Annotated in this window: 16 protein-coding genes, 1 tRNA gene and 1 other RNA gene; 12 read left to right on the top strand and 6 right to left on the bottom strand. The window is 72.5% G+C overall.

Annotated elements, in window-relative coordinates; translation table 11 throughout:
* Positions 1-189: 189 nt before the first annotated feature.
* Positions 190-278, bottom strand: a tRNA-Ser gene (locus HS048_RS03740).
* A gap of 93 nt (positions 279-371) precedes the next feature.
* Between HS048_RS03740 and ffs the strand changes: the two genes are divergently transcribed.
* The 7 genes from ffs (at position 372) to HS048_RS03705 (ending at position 7,006) form a co-directional block, all read left to right on the top strand.
* Positions 372-470: signal recognition particle sRNA small type (gene ffs / locus HS048_RS03735), an RNA gene on the top strand.
* Positions 471-500: 30 nt separating this feature from the next.
* Positions 501-2,858 carry a DNA polymerase III subunit gamma and tau gene (locus tag HS048_RS03730; RefSeq protein ID WP_196466155.1) on the top strand — a complete coding sequence of 786 codons (2,358 nt, stop codon included), beginning with the start codon at positions 501-503 and terminating at the stop codon, positions 2,856-2,858.
* 229 nt (positions 2,859-3,087) lie between these two features.
* Positions 3,088-3,438 (top strand): YbaB/EbfC family nucleoid-associated protein, encoded by a 351-nt coding sequence (locus HS048_RS03725; RefSeq protein ID WP_068900554.1) that lies wholly within the window; start codon positions 3,088-3,090, stop codon positions 3,436-3,438.
* Between the two features lie 3 nt (positions 3,439-3,441).
* Positions 3,442-4,041, top strand: a complete 600-nt coding sequence (recR, locus tag HS048_RS03720; protein ID WP_068900394.1) for a recombination mediator RecR — start codon at positions 3,442-3,444, stop codon at positions 4,039-4,041.
* The gene (locus tag HS048_RS03715) at positions 4,034-4,573 is read left to right on the top strand and encodes a DUF5063 domain-containing protein (RefSeq protein WP_068900396.1); all 540 of its coding nucleotides are present in this window, start codon (positions 4,034-4,036) and stop codon (positions 4,571-4,573) included. Before recR ends, HS048_RS03715 begins: the two co-directional genes overlap by 8 nt.
* A gap of 91 nt (positions 4,574-4,664) precedes the next feature.
* On the top strand, positions 4,665-5,939 hold the full coding sequence (locus tag HS048_RS03710) for an aspartate kinase (protein WP_068900398.1): 1,275 nt from the start codon (positions 4,665-4,667) through the stop codon (positions 5,937-5,939).
* Positions 5,936-7,006: an aspartate-semialdehyde dehydrogenase gene (locus HS048_RS03705; protein ID WP_196466154.1), complete on the top strand. Its 1,071-nt coding sequence runs from the start codon at positions 5,936-5,938 to the stop codon at positions 7,004-7,006. Before HS048_RS03710 ends, HS048_RS03705 begins: the two co-directional genes overlap by 4 nt.
* 157 nt (positions 7,007-7,163) lie before the next feature.
* Here the strand turns inward: HS048_RS03705 and HS048_RS03700 are convergent, their stop codons facing one another.
* Positions 7,164-7,598, bottom strand: a complete 435-nt coding sequence (locus HS048_RS03700) for a hypothetical protein (protein WP_196466153.1) — start codon at positions 7,596-7,598, stop codon at positions 7,164-7,166.
* 321 nt (positions 7,599-7,919) lie between these two features.
* Here HS048_RS03700 and HS048_RS03695 point away from each other — a divergent pair, with 321 nt between their 5' ends.
* The 3 genes from HS048_RS03695 to HS048_RS03685 all read left to right on the top strand — a co-directional run bounded on the left by HS048_RS03695 (position 7,920) and on the right by HS048_RS03685 (position 10,411).
* Positions 7,920-8,594, top strand: coding sequence for a TetR/AcrR family transcriptional regulator (locus HS048_RS03695; RefSeq protein ID WP_231647501.1), 675 nt, complete (start codon positions 7,920-7,922; stop codon positions 8,592-8,594).
* Between the two features lie 208 nt (positions 8,595-8,802).
* Complete coding sequence (locus HS048_RS03690; protein ID WP_068900555.1) at positions 8,803-9,771, top strand: LLM class F420-dependent oxidoreductase; 969 nt, start codon at positions 8,803-8,805, stop codon at positions 9,769-9,771.
* A gap of 277 nt (positions 9,772-10,048) precedes the next feature.
* On the top strand, positions 10,049-10,411 hold the full coding sequence (locus tag HS048_RS03685) for a YkvA family protein (protein WP_196466152.1): 363 nt from the start codon (positions 10,049-10,051) through the stop codon (positions 10,409-10,411).
* Here HS048_RS03685 and HS048_RS03680 read toward each other — a convergent pair.
* The 3 genes from HS048_RS03680 to HS048_RS03670 all read right to left on the bottom strand — a co-directional run bounded on the left by HS048_RS03680 (position 10,408) and on the right by HS048_RS03670 (position 13,153).
* Positions 10,408-11,604: an amidohydrolase family protein gene (locus HS048_RS03680; RefSeq protein WP_191894414.1), complete on the bottom strand. Its 1,197-nt coding sequence runs from the start codon at positions 11,602-11,604 to the stop codon at positions 10,408-10,410. The two genes, HS048_RS03685 and HS048_RS03680, sit on opposite strands and share 4 nt — an antisense overlap.
* Positions 11,605-11,670: 66 nt before the next feature.
* Positions 11,671-12,456 (bottom strand): SURF1 family protein, encoded by a 786-nt coding sequence (locus HS048_RS03675; protein WP_196466151.1) that lies wholly within the window; start codon positions 12,454-12,456, stop codon positions 11,671-11,673.
* A 49-nt stretch (positions 12,457-12,505) separates the two neighbouring features.
* Positions 12,506-13,153: a helix-turn-helix domain-containing protein gene (locus HS048_RS03670; RefSeq protein WP_196466150.1), complete on the bottom strand. Its 648-nt coding sequence runs from the start codon at positions 13,151-13,153 to the stop codon at positions 12,506-12,508.
* A 103-nt stretch (positions 13,154-13,256) separates the two neighbouring features.
* Between HS048_RS03670 and HS048_RS38010 the strand changes: the two genes are divergently transcribed.
* Together HS048_RS38010 and HS048_RS03660 are read left to right on the top strand one after the other, a co-directional pair.
* The gene (locus tag HS048_RS38010) at positions 13,257-13,979 is read left to right on the top strand and encodes a GNAT family N-acetyltransferase (RefSeq protein ID WP_307832357.1); all 723 of its coding nucleotides are present in this window, start codon (positions 13,257-13,259) and stop codon (positions 13,977-13,979) included.
* Between the two features lie 182 nt (positions 13,980-14,161).
* Positions 14,162-14,758: a TetR/AcrR family transcriptional regulator gene (locus HS048_RS03660; protein WP_068900409.1), complete on the top strand. Its 597-nt coding sequence runs from the start codon at positions 14,162-14,164 to the stop codon at positions 14,756-14,758.
* Between the two features lie 111 nt (positions 14,759-14,869).
* Here HS048_RS03660 and HS048_RS03655 read toward each other — a convergent pair whose 3' ends face one another.
* On the bottom strand, positions 14,870-15,184 hold the full coding sequence (locus HS048_RS03655) for a hypothetical protein (protein WP_230880713.1): 315 nt from the start codon (positions 15,182-15,184) through the stop codon (positions 14,870-14,872).
* Positions 15,185-15,316 lie beyond the last annotated feature (132 nt).

Genomic DNA, 15,316 nt, shown 5'->3' with positions numbered 1-15,316 from the left:
TGTCGGAACTCTACATAGGGGTATGGGGGGCTGCAAGCCGATCTGCATGATCGCTTGAGGGGGGCTTCGACTCGTGCTCACTGCTGCAAGACGGCTCTGCGGCGCCTGGGACGGCACCCAACTGAGACTGGAACTGAGACGGCAACGCCAGAGGGGCCGGACCGCGTGTGCGGTCCGGCCCCTCTGAGCTGGCGGAGGATAGGAGATTCGAACTCCTGAGGGGTTGCCCCCAACACGATTTCCAATCGTGCGCCCTAGGCCAACTAGGCGAATCCTCCGCCGGAAAGCTTAGCGGACTTTCGGGCGTGGGGTGACCGTGCGCCCGTACGACATTCGCGGACCCGAGCACTGCCGCAGGGGGATAGACTGTGTCCGGACCCCTCGCGCGGCGTCATCCTGTGAACCTCCCCAGGGCCGGAAGGCAGCAAGGATAAGCGGGCTCTGGCGGGTGTGCGAGGGGTTCCTTCGTTGCAGGACCCCTCGCAGGCGGGAGCTCCTTGATGAGTCTGGCGCTCTACCGCAAGTACCGGCCCGGGACCTTCGCCGAGGTCAAGGGTCAGGAACACGTCACAGAGCCGCTCCGGCAGGCGCTGCGGAGCGGCCGGATCAACCACGCCTACCTTTTCAGCGGTCCCCGCGGGTGCGGCAAGACCTCCAGCGCCCGGATCCTGGCCCGCTCGCTGAACTGCGAGAAGGGGCCGACCCCCGATCCGTGCGGCGAGTGCGAGTCCTGCGTGGCGCTCGCCCCCACCGGCCCCGGCCACCTCGACGTCATCGAGATCGACGCGGCCTCGCACGGCGGCGTGGACGACGCCCGCGACCTGAGGGAACGGGCCTTCTTCGCACCGGTGTCGGCGCGGTTCAAGATCTACATCATCGACGAGGCGCACATGGTGACCCGGGAGGGGTTCAACGCGCTGCTCAAGCTCGTCGAGGAGCCCCCGCCCCACCTGAAGTTCGTCTTCGCGACCACCGAGCCGGAGAAGGTCATCGGGACGATCAAGTCCCGGACCCACCACTATCCCTTCCGGCTGATCCCGCCCGCCGCGCTGCGCGCGCTCATGGAGGAGATCCTGACCTCCGAGGACGTCCCGTTCGAGCCCGCCGCGCTGCCGCTGGTCGTGCGGGCGGGCGCCGGCTCGGCCCGCGACTCCCTGTCGATCCTCGACCAGCTGTTCGCCGGGTCGGACGAGGCGGGCATCACCTACGCCCGGGCGGTCTCCCTGCTGGGTTACACCGACGGGGGCCTGCTCGACGACATGGTCGCGGCGTTCGCGGCGCGGGACGGCGCGCGGGTCTTCCAGGCGGTGAACCAGGTGATCGAGGGCGGTCACGACCCCCGCCGGTTCGCCATGGACCTGCTGGAGCGCTTCCGCGACCTCGTGGTCCTGGCCAACGTGCCCGAGGCGGCCGGCAGCGGCCTGCTCGACCGCCCCGACGACGAGCTGGAGCGGCTCCGGGAGCAGGCCGCGTCGATGGGGCCCGCCGACCTGACCCGGGCGGCGGAGGTCTTCAACGCCGGGCTGGTCGAGATGCGCGGGGCGGCCTCGCCCCGGTTGCTGCTGGAGCTGATGTGCGCCAGGGTGCTGCTTCCCGGCGCGGCCCAGGACGAGGCCGCGCTGCTGACCCGGCTGGAGCGGCTGGAGCGGGGCGTCGGCTCCGCCGGGGCGCACGCGTTCACCGTCCCCGGGCCCGCGGCCGGATACGCGCCTCCCGCCGCCGGACACGTCCCGGCCGCCGGGTACGCGCCCCCCGCCGCGACCGCGCCGTACACCCCGCCCACCGTCGCGCCGCAGACCGTCACGGCCCCCGCCGTCGCACCGCAGCACGCCGTCGCGTCCGGTCCTGCCGCGGCTCCGCAGGCCGGTACGGCCTCCGCTCCGCAGGCCGCTGCCCAGGACTCCGCTCCGGAGTCCGCCGACGACTGGCCGGTCACGGTCAAGCCCGGTTCCCCCGCCGTCCCGGCCGGGCCGCCGTCTCCGCAGGAGCGGACGCCCTCCGTGCCCGCGCAGCCCTCCGCGGCCTCGGCGCCCCTCGCGGGTCCCGCCGCCGGTTCCGAGGTGGCGGCCGTGCAGCAGGCGTGGCCGCAGGTGCTCGGCGCGCTGAAGCAGCGCAGCATCGTCGTCTGGGCGAACGTCAACACCAACGCCCAGGTCGTCGGCGTCGAGGGGAAGGTCCTCACCCTGGGCTTCACCCAGGTCGGCGCGATGAAGAACTTCGTCGGCGGCGGGAAGGACACGGTCGTCGCGGCGGCCCTGCAGGACGTGCTGGGCGGCGCCTGGAAGGTCGAGGCCGTCGTGGGCGGCGCCGGCGGGGCCGCCCCGTTCGGCGGCAACCACCCGCCGGCCGCCCCGCCGCAGCCCCCCGCGCCGCGTCCGGCGCCGGAGGCCCCCGGCGCCGGAGGCCCGGACCGGAACGCCCGGACGGATCAGGGCGGACCGGCCGGCCCGGGCGGTTCTGCCGGGACCGCCCAGGCCGTCGCCGTCGCCCCCGCCCGCCGGGAGACGGCCGCCACGGACGAGTCGTGGCCCGACGCGCCCCTGCCGGAGGACCCCGGTTCGCCGCCCGCCCCGGGCCCCGGCCTCGCCGCCGCCCGTTCGGCCGCCAGGGCCGCCGCCCAGAGCGGCGTCAGGGCGGGGGGCCAGGCCGGTGCCCGCACGCCCGCCCAGCCGGGTTCGCGCCCGGCCGGCGGCTCGTCCGGCTGGCCGGACGCGGTCCCGGGCCGCACGCCCGGCTTCGAGTCCGACGACGTCGACCCGCTGAACGACGCGGACGCCGACGTCGACGCGCTCACCGGCATGGCGCTCATCCAGCGCGAACTCGGCGGGCAGATCATCGAGGAGATCGACCACAGCTGACCGGCGGCGCGCCGTACCGGTCCCGGCGGGGATCCGGCCACGGTCGGCCGACCGCGCGCCGTACCGGTCCCGGTGGAGGTCCGGCCACGGCCGGTGGCGGTGCGCCGTACCGGTTCCGGCGGAGGTTTAGCGTGCGCACTCGGGGAACACGTGCGACCGCCAGTGCACTACCTGGCTCCGACCCCGTAGGCTCGTGACGACTGACGTCATGGACGAGGAGCGCACGACGGTGAACCCAGGGGATGTCAACCTCCAGCAGCTGCTGGAGCAGGCACAGCTCATGCAGCAGCAGCTGGTGAGCGCCCAGCAGGAGCTGAACGACGCGGAGATCGAGGGCTCGGCGGGCGGCGGCCTGGTCGTGGCCACGGTCAACGGCGGCGGTGAGCTGCTGGAACTGAAGATCAGCCCCGAGGCGGTGGATCCCGGTGACCCCCAGGAGACCGCCGACACCATCGCCGACCTGGTGATCGCGGCGATCCGGGACGCGGTCCGCGCGGCCAACGACCTGCAGCAGGAGAAGCTCGGCCCGCTCGCCCAGGGGCTGGGCGGCGGCGGTCTCGGCCAGCTGCCCGGGTTCTAGGCCATGTACGAAGGGGTCGTCCAGAACCTGATCGACGAGCTGGGCATGCTGCCCGGCGTCGGTCCGAAGAGCGCGCAGCGGATCGCGTTCCACCTGCTGGCCGCCGAGCCGGCCGACGTGAAACGGCTCGCGCACGCGCTGCTGGAGGTCAAGGAGAAGGTCCGCTTCTGCCGGGTCTGCGGGAACGTGGCGGCGGAGGAGGAGTGCCGGATCTGCCGTGACGCCCGGCGCGACCCCCATGTGATCTGCGTCGTCGAGGAGTCCAAGGACGTCGTGGCGATCGAGAAGACCCGGGAGTTCCGCGGCCGCTACCACGTGCTCGGCGGGGCGATCAGCCCGATCGACGGGGTCGGCCCCGACGACCTGCGCATCCGGGAGCTGATGACGCGCCTGGCCGACGGTCGGGTGACGGAGCTGATCATCGCCACCGACCCCAACCTGGAGGGGGAGGCGACGGCGACCTACCTCGCCCGGCTGGTGAAGCCGATGGGCCTGAAAGTGACACGACTGGCCAGCGGTCTGCCTGTGGGCGGTGACCTCGAGTACGCCGACGAGGTCACCCTGGGCCGCGCGTTCGAAGGACGGAGGCTGCTGGATGTCTGAGATCTCCAATGAGTGGAGTGCGTTCGCGGACCGGATCGCGGTGCACGCGCAGAACTACCTCGACGGCCTGACCCGGCTGGCGGGCGGTGAGGGCGGGGACGCCGTCCTGCCGCTGCTGCTGGTCGAGGTCGCCCAGGTCAGTTCGGCCGGCGCGCAGCTCGGCGCGAGCCAGGACGTGATCCTGTCGGAGAACTGGGAGCCGCACCTGAGCGCGGACCCCGACGTCGACCCCCTGCGCACCGCGCTCGCCGAGCGGCTGGGCCCGGTGGACGACTACGCCGAGGTCTTCGACCCCTACAAGGACACCGCGGTCACGCCGTACCGCCTCTCGGACGACCTGACGGCGGTGGCGGCCGACCTCATCCACGGGCTGCGGCACTACCGGGCGGGGCGTCCGCTGGAGGCGCTGTGGTGGTGGCAGTACTCCTACTTCAACACCTGGGGCAACCACGCGGGAGCGGCGATGCGGGCGCTCCAGGCGCTCGTCGCGCACACCCGTCTCGACGTGGCCGAAGAGCGCACAACCGTGTGATCGTCCACATAGTGGTCTAAACCAGAAGAAGCCTGGTGCCGCGCCAGTAGACTGAGAGCTCCACAGCCCTAGATTGCTTCGGAGACATCTCGTGGCGCTCGTTGTTCAGAAGTACGGTGGTTCGTCCGTCGCCGACGCGTCCTGCATCAAGCGGGTCGCGCAGCGGATCGTCGCGACGAAAAAAGCCGGCAACGACGTCGTGGTGGTCGTCTCCGCGATGGGCGACACGACCGACGAGCTGCTCGACCTCGCGCAGCAGGTCTCGCCGCTGCCGCCGGGCCGCGAGCTCGACATGCTGCTGACCTCCGGTGAGCGCATCTCGATGGCCCTGCTGGCGATGGCGATCGCCAACCTGGGCCACGAGGCGCGCTCGTTCACCGGCTCCCAGGCCGGGGTCATCACGGACTCGACCCACGGCAAGGCGCGGATCATCGACGTGACGCCCAGCCGGATCCGGGAGGCCCTCGACGAGGGCCAGATCGCGATCGTGGCGGGCTTCCAGGGCGTCTCGCAGAACACCAAGGACATCACCACGCTGGGCCGGGGCGGCTCCGACACGACCGCGGTCGCGCTGGCCGCCGCCCTGGACGCCGACGTGTGTGAGATCTACACCGACGTGGACGGCGTCTTCACCGCCGACCCCCGCATCGTGCCGGCCGCCCGCAAGATCCCCAGGATCTCCTACGAGGAGATGATGGAGATGGCGGCCTGCGGGGCGAAGATCCTGCACCTGCGCTGCGTCGAGTACGCCCGCAGGTTCAGCCTGCCGATCCACGTCAGAAGCTCGTTCAGCACCAAGGAAGGCACGTGGGTCGTCTCCGACCCCGACAGCGAAGGAAACGAGATGGAGCAGCCGATCATCTCCGGCGTCGCGCACGACCGGAGCGAGGCCAAGATCACCGTTGTCGGGGTGCCCGACAAGGTCGGCGAGGCTGCCACGATCTTCAAAACGCTGGCGGACGCCGAGATCAACATCGACATGATCGTGCAGAACGTGTCGGCGGCGGCGACGGGCCGGACGGACATCTCCTTCACGCTGCCCACGACCGACGGCTCCGCGGCGCTGACCGCGCTGAAGAAGGTCCAGGAGCGGATCGGCTTCGAGTCGCTGCAGTTCGACGACCAGATCGGGAAGGTCTCGCTGATCGGGGCGGGCATGCGCTCGCACCCGGGCGTCACCGCGACGTTCTTCGCCGCCCTCGCCGACGCGGGGGTGAACATCGAGATGATCTCCACCTCGGAGATCCGCATCTCGGTGATCGTCGGGCAGGACGAGGTGGACGCGGCGGTCGCCGCCGCGCACCGCGCGTTCGACCTCGACGCCGACCAGGTTGAAGCAGTGATCTACGGAGGTACCGGACGATGAGCCGCAAGCCCACCCTCGCCCTGATCGGCGCGACCGGTGCCGTCGGCACCGTGATGCGCGACATCATCTCCTCCCGCGAGGACGTCTACGGCGAGATCAGGCTCGTCGCCTCCGCCCGCTCCGCGGGCAAGGTCCTGCAGGTCCGCGGTGAGAACGTGGTCGTCCAGGCGCTGGCCCCCGAGGTCTTCGACGGCGTGGACATCGCGATCTTCGACGTCCCCGACGAGGTCTCCGCCGAGTGGGTGCCGATCGCGGCCGGCCGCGGCGCGGTCGTCATCGACAAGTCCGGCACCTTCCGGATGGATCCCGATGTCCCGCTGGTGGTGCCCGAGGTCAACCCGGAGGCCGCGCGCAACCGGCCGCGGAACATCATCTCCACCCCGAACTGCACCACGCTGTCGATGATGGCCGCGATGGGCGCGCTGCACGAGCAGTACGGCCTGCGCGAGCTGGTGGTCGCCTCCTACCAGGCGGTCTCCGGCGCGGGCGTGGCCGGTTCGGCGCGGCTCTACGACGAGGTCGAGGCCCTGGCCGGCGACCGCACGGTGGGCCAGACCGCGGGTGACGTGCGCAAGGCCCTGCAGAACAAGCTGGGCGACGGCGAGTCGCCGTTCCCGGCGCCGGTGGCGTTCAACGTCGTGCCGTGGGCGGGCTCGCTCAAGGACGGCGGCTGGGCCTCCGAGGAGCTCAAGCTCCGCAACGAGTCCCGCAAGATCCTCGGCATCGACGACCTGAAGGTCTCGGCGACCTGCGTCCGCGTCCCGGTGGTCACCACGCACTCGCTGGCCGTGCACGCGACCTTCGAGCGCGAGATCACCGTCGCCGACGCCCACCGGATCCTGGAGGCCGCCCCCACGGTGGTCGTCATGGACGACCCGGCCAACGGCGTCTACCCGACCCCGGCCGACGTCGTCGGCACCGACCCCACCTACGTGGGCCGGATCCGCCAGGCGCTGGACTTCCCGAACACGCTCGACCTGTTCGTCTGCGGCGACAACCTCCGCAAGGGCGCGGCCCTGAACGCGGCGGAGATCGCCGAGCTGGTCGCGGCCGAGTTCACCGGCTGACGCCTTCCGCACGGCCCGTGACGGGCCCCTTCCGCCGCGGGGCGGAAGGGGCCCGTTCGCTTGCGGGCCCGTGCGCTTGCGGGCCCGCTCCCGTGTGCCGCCGCGCGGAGCGGGGTCCGTGCGGGGCCCGGAGCGAGCGGAGCCGGCCGCCCGCGGGTCAGCGGAAGAGGATGTCCCAGTGCGACGGCGTGCGGGCGTAGAGGGACTCCGGGGAGCCGTAGAGGAGCGCCCCGTCGGAGCGCAGGCCGCGGAACGGCTGGGTGCGGGTGATGTGCCGGTCGACGCAGGCGTTGGGGGCCACGTCCAGCTTGTAGCCGTTCCCGTGGCTGTAGCGGCCGACGACGTGGCCGATCTCGGTGCCGCCGGTGAGGGTGACCGGGCAGCCGCTGCGGCGCTTGAGCCGGATCGCCCCCCTCAGCGTCCTGGTCCTGATCGCCTCCAGTGAGGTGCACTGCCGCATCCGGCGGTCGGTGCACCCGCCGGACGAGTACAGCCCCAGACCGGCCCGCTGCACCCGCCTGGCCGCCTGCGTGTGGCCGAGCCACACCGGCCGCACCCGGCGGGGCCGGGAGGCCGGGGCCGCCAGGCGCATCGGAACCCCCGGCGCGGCTGCGGACACCGGTGCGCCCGGCGCCGGGACCGGGCCACCGGCAGGGACGGCGGTGACGCCGGCCGCTGCGATGAACGTTGTCTGTACGGCGAACAGGGCGCCGGCGGCAAGCCGGACAGCCCTCCGTTCGCAGGGACGTGTCCCCATACACCTTTTCCTTGTCGCGGATTCGCCCTTCCGCCGAGAAGATCAGTCCCACGCCCGGAACCGGATGACGCCCGGGACGCTCCGATCTTTGCCCTGTGATGTCGATCACCGTGAGGCGCCATGACTCACAGGGGATCGGGCCGTACAGTGACGAGCGTGGCCGAGCCGACCCGGAGGACCAGGGGATCCGACAGGACCCGCGAAGCGATCGTGGAGACGGCCCTGCGGCTGTTCCGCGAGCGGGGCTACGAGGCGACCACCATGCGGGCCATCGCGGCCGAGGCCGGGGTCTCCGTGGGGAACGCCTACTACTACTTCTCGTCCAAGGAGGCGCTGGTCCAGGCCTACTACGACCGGGCGCAGGCCGAGCACGAGGCGGCGTGCGAGCGGGTGCTGGCCACCGAGCGGTCCCTGGCCGGGCGCCTGGACGGGGTGCTCCGCGAGTGGGTGCGGGTCTCCGAGCCGTACCACGAGTTCGCGGTGAAGTTCTTCAAGCACGCGGCCGAGCCGAGCAACCCGCTCAGCCCGTTCAGCGCCGACTCCTCGCCCGCGCGGGAGGCGTCGATCGCGATCTACCGCCGGGTCGTCGAGGGCTCGGCCGACCGGATGGACGCCGAGATCAGGGCGGAGCTGCCGGAGCTGCTCTGGCTGCTGTCCATGGGCGTGGTGCTGTTCTGGGTGCACGACGACTCGGAGGGCTGCCGGCGGACCCACCGGTTCATCGACCTGACCGTGCCGCTGGTCGACCGGCTGGTCGGCCTGTCCTACCTGCCGGGCCTGCGGGGCGTGGCGAAGGACTTCATCGCCGGGGTGCACGAACTGCGCTCCTGACGGCCCGTTCCCGTAACATACCGTCCGGTTGGTACGGTCAGATCGTTGACATCCCCCGGGTCCCGTACGGCAAGCTGGAACAGAATTTCGTTCTAGGCGGTGACACCGGCCGCCACGGCGGCGGTCGCGCCGCCGGGCGGCGGCGGGGGCGGGGACCGCGGCACGGGCCGCGGGACGGAGTCCGGGCAGGGAGCATGGGAGGCACATGATGGCGACGGGCGCACGCTGGGGGATGACGGTCCCCTTCTACGACCGCTCACTGGCGGGCTCGAAGGAACTGGTGGCCGAGCTCCCCGGACTCGGCTACACCGACATGTGGTCGGCCGAGGTCAACGGCGTCGACGGCTTCACCCCGCTCGCGCTGGCCAACGAGTGGGCCCCGGGCCTGCGCCTCGGCAGCGCGATCGTCCCCGTCTCCACCCGGGGTCCCGGCCTGCTGGCCATGTCCGCCGCCACGCTCGCCGACCTCGCCCCGGACCGGTTCGTGCTGGGCATCGGGGCCTCCTCCCCGGCCATCGTCGAGCGCTGGAACGCCGGGGAGTTCACCAGGCCCTTCTCCAGGACCCGCGACACGCTGCGCTTCCTGAAGAAGGCCCTGGCGGGCGAGAAGGTCACCGAGAAGTACGAGACGTTCGAGGTCAAGGGCTTCAAGCTGGAGCGCGCGCCCAAGGTGGCCCCGAAGATCGTGCTGGCCGCGCTGCGGCCCCGGATGCTCCACCTGGCCGCCGAGGAGGCCGACGGCGCGATCACCAACTGGCTCTCGCCGGAGGACGTCCGGAAGGTCCGCGCGGAGATCGGCCCGGAGACCGAGCTGGTCGCCCGGTTGTTCGTGTGCGTCAGCGAGGACGCCGACAAGGTGCGGGAGCTCGGCCGGTGGATGCTCGCCAGCTACCTGACCGTCCCGGTCTACGCGGCCTTCCACGACTGGCTGGGCCGCGGCGACGTGCTGCGGCCGATGCACGAGGCCTGGGCCGCGGGGGACCGGCAGGCGGCGCTCAAGGCCATCCCCGACGAGGTCGTGGACGCGCTCATCGTGCACGGCGACGCGGCCACCTGCCGGGCCAGGATCCGCCGGTACGTCGAGAACGGCCTCGACACGCCGGTGCTCGCGCCCATTCCCGGCGGCGAGGTGCCGATCGCGCAGGCCGTACGGGATCTGGCGCCGAACGCGGAGTGAGCGCGGGGCCGTGCGGACGACCCGGCGCCGGGCGGAACCGGAGCGGCGCGGGGCCACTGCCGGAACCGGACGCGGGGCCGTCGTGCGGGACGGGACCACTGCGGGGAGCGGGCGCGGGGCCGTCGTGCGGGACGGGACCACTGCGGGGAGCGGGCGCGGGGCCGTCGTGCGGGACGGGCACGGGGCCTCGGGAACCGGAGGCCGGGATCACGCGTTATATCGCAAGACCGCGGGGTAGTCCGGGGTCCGGCGGACGTGTCCTGCGAGGAGGTTCCCCATGGCGAAGGCAGCACGGGCGGCACAGGCGTGGCGGGTGTACCGGGACGTGTCGAAGCCCGGGTCGCCCGGGCTCGGCGCGCGGCTGCGGGCGATGCCGCGGCTCGTCGGCTCGGTCATGCGCGGACGGTACCCCGGCATGAGCCGGGGGAGGCTGACCATGATGGGCCTCGGAGTGCTCTACATGGTCTCGCCCATCGACCTCGTCCCGGACTTCCTGGCGCTGGTCGGGGTGGCCGACGACTTCGGCGTCTTCCTCTGGCTGATGGGCTCGCTGCTCGGGGAGAGCGGACGCTACGTCGAGTGGGAGCGCCGCTATCTCACCGGCCCTCCCGCCGGCGGGCCCGCCGGGTCCGTGCGCTAGATCTGCTCCATCCTGAGCCACGCCCGGGACGGGAGCGGGTGCCCGAACAGGCGGGCGGCGTTGCCGTAGGCCACCCGGGCGATGTCGGCGGGCGGGAGGCTGCCCAGGTTGCGGGCGAGCGCCTGCTGGGTGTCGGGCCAGGTCGAGTCGGAGTGCGGATAGCCGCTCTCCAGCAGGACGTGCTCCAGGCCGACCGCCAGGCGCACGCCCGACAGCGCGTGGTCGTCGAGCGTGCCGAAGAAGAAGTTGCGGCGCAGGACCTCGCTGGGCTTCAGCCCGCCCTCCCAGGCCGCCTCCCCGGCGACCGGGTGGTCCAGCGCGTAGTCGGCCCGCTCGGCGAGCATCGGCAGCCAGCCCACGCCCCCCTCCACGATCAGGATCCGCAGCGCGGGGAAGCGCAGCGGCACACCCGACCAGAGCCAGTCGGCGCAGGCGAACATGGCGCTGGCCGGCATGAGCGTGGTGATCGCCTCGACGGGGGTGTCGGGCGAGGGCACCGGGGTCCAGGAGCCCGCACCGGTGTGCAGGCAGACCACGGTGCCGGTCTCCTCGCAGGCGCGGAAGAACGGGTCCCAGTGCTCGCCGTGGATCGACGGCAGGCGCAGCCGGGTGGGGAACTCGGGGAACAGCACGGCCTTGAAGCCGCGCGAGGCGTTGTCCCGGACCTCCTTGGCCGCGAGCTCGGGGTCGGTCAGCCAGGGCAGCTGCAGGGCGATGATCCGCTCGGGGTAGGCGCCGGCCCAGACGTCGACGTGCCAGTCGTTCCAGGCCCGCAGGACCGCCAGGCCCAGCTCCTGGTCGCGGGTGCGGGAGAAGACCATGCCCGACTGGCCGGCGAGCATGCCGGGGAAGCAGAGCGCCGCCCAGATGCCCGCGCGGTCCATGTCCTCGATCCGGGCCTCGATGTCGTGGCAGCCCGGGCGCATGTGCTCGAACCGGACCGGGTCGAGCGTCCGCTGCTCGCGCGGCAGGCCCGCGCCGACGTCGAGGCCGGCGCACGGGTAGGTGGCCCCGCCGTACCGCCAGACCTGGTGGCCCGACTCGGTCTCCACGACCTTGGGCGCGACCTCGGCGTATTTCTCCGGGAGCCGGCCCTCGAACATGTCGGGCGGCTCGATCAGGTGGTCGTCGACCGAAATGATCACATGGTCCCGCCGCCTGGGCTCGGGGTCGGGCAGTAGCGGCGCAGTCACGCGGTCAACGGTACGGCGTTGGCGTCACGCTGGACAAGCGATGGGGTCTCGTGTTGATCCCGAAGGTCAAGCGTTTACCTTTTCTGTGCTTTTCTGGTCGGCCTGGGCCTTCAGGTCGGCGGCCTCGCGGCGGATCAGCAGGACCCAGCCGCCGATGGCGACTCCGATGAACAGCCACCACTGCACGCCGTACGCCAGGTTGAGACCGCCCCCCTCGCCGACCTCCGGCTCGGGCACCGGCGCGGGCGCGGCGGCGGCCTCCGGGGACTGCCGGACCAGCTCCACGAAGCCGCCGAGAAGGCGGTACGGCAGGCCCTCGCCGATCACGGCTGGGTCGATCAGCATCACCTGCCCGGCGGGGAGCCCCCGCAGGTCGCGGATGCCGGAGGACTCCTCGGTCTCGGCGGGGCGGAGCCGCCCGGTGACGGTGACCGGGCCGGAGGAGGGGGCGGGCACCTCGGGGAGGGCGTCGGCGGTGGCGCCGGCCCGGACCCATCCCCGGTTCACCAGCACCGCCTCGCCGTCGCCGGTGACCAGCGGGGTGATCACGTAGAAGCCGACGGCCCCGTCCTGGACGCGGCGGCGGGCCAGCAGCTGGTGGGCGGGGTCGAACGTGCCGGTCGCCGTCACGGTGCGGTACTTGTCCTGCTCGCGCACGGCGCCGCCCGCGGTGGTGAGCGTCGCGACGGGGACCGGGGGAGCCTCCAGGTTGGCCGCGGTCCGGTCACTGCCGGCGGACCGCTCCTCGTAGCGCCCGAACTGCCACTGGCCCAGGAGGACGAAGGCGGGGATGACCAGCAGCACCACGATGTGGAGCGCGATCCACCGGCGGGTCAGAAGGAAGCGGTACACGCCACCAAGGGTAGGCACCGCATCGACCGCCCCGTCCGCCGAGTGGCCCTCAGGGGGTGTCGCCGCCGCGCGGAGGGGCTCCGGCGGCCCCCGCGTCCGGCGTCGCGGGTCCGGTGGCCCTCGTGCCCGATGTCGCGGGTCCGGCGCTCCCCGTGTCCGATGTCGCGGGTCCGGCGCTCCCCGTGTCCGACGTCGCGCGGGCCGCAGCGACGGCCGGTGCGACGTTCAGCGCACCGGGGCCCGGCAGCGGGGTGACCTCCCGGGGCCCGGCGACCTCGTGGCCCTCGGCGCACCGGAAGCGCTGCTCGACGAGGGCGCCGCAGCCGCGGTGGGTGAGGAGCACCGGCGGGCCGCCGGAACCCGACCGGTAGCGGTCGCCCCAGTGCATCAGCGCGACCATGATCGGATAGAGGTCGCGGCCCATCTCGGTCAGGCGGTACTCGTCGCGCTGGCGCTGGCCGGGCTCGCGGTAGGGGACCTTGCGGAGCAGCCCCTCCTCCACCAGCCGGGCGAGGCGGGCGCTCAGCACCTGTCGGGGAGCCCCGGTGGCGGCCTGCATGTCGGCGAAGCGGCGCACCCCGCTGAAGGCCTCGCGGAGCACCAGGAAGGTCCATTTCTCGCCCACGATGGCCAGGGTTCGTTCGATCGAGCAGTTGTCCACCCGGAAGGGCGCGTCGCCGAAGGTCGGCTCACTCATACGAGAAGCGTAAGCGGCCACGGAACCACCTCCAACGAGGCTAAGTCTAGTTGACAGACTCAGCGGATCCCGGAATTCTGAGTCCATGATTCAAACTCAGCTTGTGCGCCCGCGCCGCGATCCGGTGCCGGCCGTACGGCCCGCCGTGCAGGCCGCCGCGCAGCCGGGCGTGCAGCGCGTCGCACAGCCCGTCGCGCAGAGGGAAGGCGCGGGGAGCGGGGGGCCCGGGTCCGGGGTGTCCGGAGCGGCCGCCGGAATCCGGTGGCCGGGGGTGGGGGTCGAGGTCCGGTGGCCCGGTACGGAGGCCGAGGTCCGGGCGCCGGGGGCGGAAGCCGGGATCCGGCCGGCTCGGGTGGACGACGAGGAGCGGATCCGCCGGTTCCTCTCCGGGCTGTCGCTGCACACGCAGACCCTGCGGTTCTTCACCGGCCTCGGCCGCCCGGCCGCGAGCCTGGTCCGCGCCCTGCTGGCGGTGGACGAGCGGCGCGACGTGCTGCTGGCGGTCCACCGGGACGACGTGGTGGGGCACGCGATGAGCTTCGGCGACGGCGCCGCCGCGGTGGAGATCGCCGTGGTGGTGGCCGACGACTGGCAGGGCCTCGGGCTCGGCTCCCGGCTCGTCCGCGGGCTGCTGCACCGGGCCGAGGCGAAGGGCGCACGGACGGTGGGGATGGACGTCATGGGGGAGAACCGCAGGGTGCTCGCCATGATCGGCAGGGAGTGGCCGGACGCGGTCATGCGGGCCTCCTCCGGGACGGTGGAGGTGACGGTGGCGCTGCGCCGGGAGGCGGACCGGAGTCCGTCGGTGCTCGAACCGGTGTCGTGAGGGCCGCTGTCGTGAGGGCCGTCGGTGCTCGGGCCGGTGGCGTGAAGGGGCTGTACCGTGCAAGGGAGAGGCGGGATCGGGCCGGGACGCCGGGGCTGCGCCGGGTGCGGTAAGATCGCCGGGGTCCGGAGTGACGGGCGGGCATTTGCGGAACAAGGTTCTGTTGCCGCACCATTGACCTCGTGAAGAATGCCAAGAACGGCCGTGACGGCCGCACCCGGATCGTCGAGGGAGCCCTGCGGCGGTTCAGCCAGGACGGTGTCTCGGCGACCACGCTGGCCAGTCTCCGTCAGGAGAGCGGCGTCAGCGTCGGCAGCTTCTACCACCACTTCGCGAGCAAGGAACACGTCTTCGGCATGCTCTACGCCGAGACCCTGAACATGTACCAGGACGCCTTCCTCGCCGAGCTGCGCAGCCACGAAGGGGCACGCGAGGGTGTCGAGGCCATCGTGGCGCTGCACATGTCCTGGTGCGGCGAACACCGTGAGCGGGCCAACCTGCTGATCAGCGAGCGTCCGCCGAAGCGGGACGAGCCGGGCGGGCCGGAGGTCGCCGAGTCGCGCCGGGCCTTCTTCCGCAACGTCGCCGACTGGTGGCGGCCGCACATGAAGGCGGGCGTGCTCCAGCCGGTCCCTCCCACCATGTGCTACGTGCTCTGGCTCGGTCCGGCGGTGGAGATGTGCCGCCTGTGGTTCGCGGGGGCGCACCGGCCCACGGAGGAGGAGATCGCCGCCATGTGCGGGGCCGCCTGGCAGAGTCTGCGCAAGCATCCCTCCTGACGGTCGCGCCCGGCCGTGGGGAGCGTGCCGCGCGACCGGGAGAACGGGCCGGGAACGGGCGGGACAGGACGGCACGGGGCCGGAGGGGCGGCGCGGGGCCGGAGGAGCCGTTTAGCGGGCGCCCACCAGGCCGCGCCGTCCGGTGGGGACCCGCCAGACCTTCTCGTCCAGCGAGATGTCCAGGCGCAGGTCCTGGCGGCGCCGCTGGAGACCGGGAACGCGGACGCGGTCGCTCACGTCGAACCTGCCGCGCCGGGGGTAACCGAACCCGAGCTCTCCGGGAAGGACGCGTAGCTCGTCCTGGTTCCCGCAGCGCGGGCAGGTCCAGGCGACCATGTCCCGCCCGCGGTTGTAGTCGTGGCAGGCGCGGAAGTACTCGTCAGGGCGGAAACGGGACTCACAGGCCATGCAGGGGATCAGCATCATGGATCCTTCTGGAGGTCGTGTGTGCGGGTCTCAAGGATTACCGCCAAGTGCTTGAGGCCCGCTTACAGATCGCTTACCACTTTGCGTAACGATTTGATCACTCTGAGTTCCATATGGTGAGTGATGGGACGA

It is taken from the genome of Planomonospora sp. ID91781 (assembly GCF_015711595.1).
Lineage (GTDB): Bacteria > Actinomycetota > Actinomycetes > Streptosporangiales > Streptosporangiaceae > Planomonospora > Planomonospora parontospora.
Note: the sequence above shows the minus strand (reverse complement) of the source record. Positions and strands in the feature narration are given on the sequence as shown.